General features: G+C 66.7%; 3 protein-coding genes. 1 reads left to right on the top strand and 2 read right to left on the bottom strand.

What is annotated here, in order from left to right; all coding sequences use genetic code 11:
- Both BBK14_RS12185 and BBK14_RS12180 read right to left on the bottom strand, forming a co-directional pair.
- Window positions 1–230 (bottom strand): transposase family protein (locus tag BBK14_RS12185; RefSeq protein ID WP_241831420.1); only part of this gene is annotated, 230 nt, incomplete at its 3' end.
- Between the two features lie 170 nt (window positions 231–400).
- Entirely contained in the window at window positions 401–862 is a 462-nt protein-coding gene (locus tag BBK14_RS12180; RefSeq protein ID WP_241831419.1) for a peptidase inhibitor family I36 protein, read from the bottom strand.
- A gap of 278 nt (window positions 863–1,140) precedes the next feature.
- On the opposite strand from BBK14_RS12180, the gene BBK14_RS12175 reads away from it, so the two are divergent.
- Window positions 1,141–2,247 carry an integrase core domain-containing protein gene (locus BBK14_RS12175; RefSeq protein ID WP_198541245.1) on the top strand — a complete coding sequence of 369 codons (1,107 nt, stop codon included), beginning with the start codon at window positions 1,141–1,143 and terminating at the stop codon, window positions 2,245–2,247.
- The last annotated feature ends 88 nt before the right edge of the window (window positions 2,248–2,335 follow it).

Genomic DNA, 2,335 nt, shown 5'->3' with positions numbered 1-2,335 from the left:
ACCCACACCAGCCGCAGCGGGGTGGAGCCGCAAGGCAGGTCACGCGGCCGGGTGGTCACGATGCCCTTGACCCGATGCGCGAACACTCCGCAGCCCGGACATGCCCGCGCCGTCTCGTCCACGGTCGCAAGCCATGCCAGCCGTGATCCGTCGGCCTGCCGCTCGACGCGCTGCACCACCAGACCGTCCAGCTCCAACAGCAACGTCGCCGCACTACTATGATCGTTCAAGYCCGTAACCCCGTGGCGTCTGGATTGCGTGAGAACAATCAAGATCGCCCGGGTTGCGGGTCTTTTCATGTCACGACATGCCAGCGTCCCACGCGGGGCAWACAAAGCCACGACGAGCCAACATCACGCACGGTCACCAGCCCCGGTCAGGTCACCGTGCCCCACCCCGGTTAACTTCGAAGACCCGAGTAAGCGTGCCCCGGGCCTTCCGCCCAGTGGCCGCGCAGTTCCTGGTCGACGCGCAAGTTTCCCACGAAGCGGGCCGCCAGCGCGGACTGGGCCTGGTCGTTCCAGGAGCCGTTTGGACTCCCGGCCATGGGAATTTGCCGCAGGTCCGCGATGGACGCTGCCCGGTCTACCGGCAGTGAGTGCCCCTGCTGGTTGGCGGCCGAGAAGAGCGCGTTGTCCTCGGCCGTGTTGTTGACGACGGCGCTTACCCCGTCACCGCTGTGGTCGAATCCGTACTCGGAGAAGTCGTTGACGTACACGCCGCTCGGAATGGCGAGGATCTTGTCGCCACGGCCCGGGGTCTGGCCTGCGTTGAAGTTGCTGGCCCGGTAGAGGCAGAAGTTCCCCTCGGGGCACGCTTCTGCCCCCTGGCCGTAGATCAGCTTTGGCTCATTGTCGCTCACTGCACTCCCTGACCGTTAAGGGCTGATGCGGCTGTCCGGTGCCCGGCCACAGTGGCCGGGCACCGGGCAACCGCCGGTTCTACGGACCGCGGCTGTCCTGGGTGGTGCTCGAGAGCAGGGCCCAGTACACCGTGACGACGGCAGCGGCGCAGACACCTAGCCGACACACTATGAGCTTCTCTCGCTACTTAGCGTAGCGACACGTGAGTCTGCATGGAGGGCTCCAAGGAGGACCCTGTGGGGCTTCAGAACCCCGATTTGGGCGGTGACCTGCACGTTTGCCTGCGAGACGGGGTCCGCGTCGGGCAGGCTGGACGGCCATGGTGTGGTCCCTGCTCTACGCCCTGACACGTAACGCCCTCGGACTGATGCTGCTCCGCATGCGCGGGGACACCGCGAAGGACGTGGAGCTCCTCGTCCTGCGACATCAGGTGGCGGTGCTGCGACGGCAGGTGAACCGTCCGACGCTGGAACCGGCGGATCGGGTGATCCTCGCAGCCCTGTCCCGGCTGCTACCCCGAGCTCGCTGGGGTTCGTTCGTCGTCACCCCCGCCACCGTGTTGCGGTGGCACCGTGAGCTCCTCGCCCGAAAATGGACCTACCCACGCAAGACCCCTGGGCGGCCGCCGGCCCGCCGGGAGATCCGCGAGCTGGTCCTGCGCCTCGCGCAGGAAAATCCGACCTGGGGCCACCGCCGGATCCAAGGCGAACTCGTCGGGCTGGGCTACCCGGTCGGGGTCGCCACCGTCTGGCGGATCCTGCACCGCGCCGGCATCGACCCCGCACCCCGGCGGGCCGACACCTCTTGGCGTACGTTCCTGCGCGCCCAGGCCTCCGGCCTGCTGGCCTGCGATTTCTTCACGGTGGACACCGTGTTCCTCCAGCGGATCTACGTGTTCTTCGTCGTCGAACACGCCACCCGCCACATTCATGTTCTCGGGGTCACGAAGCATCCGACCGCGGCGTGGGTCACCCAGCAGGCACGGAACCTGCTGATGGACCTCGACGAACGTGGCCACCGGTTCCGGTTCCTCATCCGTGACCGCGACACGAAATTCACGGCTTCCTTCGACRCTGTCTTCACCGGGGCCGGTATCGACGTGGTGCGCACACCGCCACAGTCRCCACAGGCGAACGCGATCGCGGAACGCTGGATCGGCACCGTCCGCCGCGAATGCACCGACAGACTGCTGATCGTCTCCGAACGGCACCTGACGTCAGTCCTCGACAGCTACGCCGAGCATTTCAACACCCACCGACCCCACCGCTCCCTCGGCCAGCACCCACCCGACCCACCACCCATGGTCACCCCGACCTCGGATTGCACCGTCCGTCGCACACGCATCCTCGGCGGCATGATCAACGAATACCGCAACGCCGCCTGATGAGACCCCCCGGACGATCACACCAACTGTAAAAGGCCAGCTCACACGCCGAAACCCGGATTTCGGAGCCCCACACGCGTCGGTCTCC

Source organism: Parafrankia soli, from assembly GCF_001854695.1.
GTDB lineage: Bacteria > Actinomycetota > Actinomycetes > Frankiales > Frankiaceae > Parafrankia > Parafrankia soli.
Note: the sequence above shows the minus strand (reverse complement) of the source record. Positions and strands in the feature narration are given on the sequence as shown.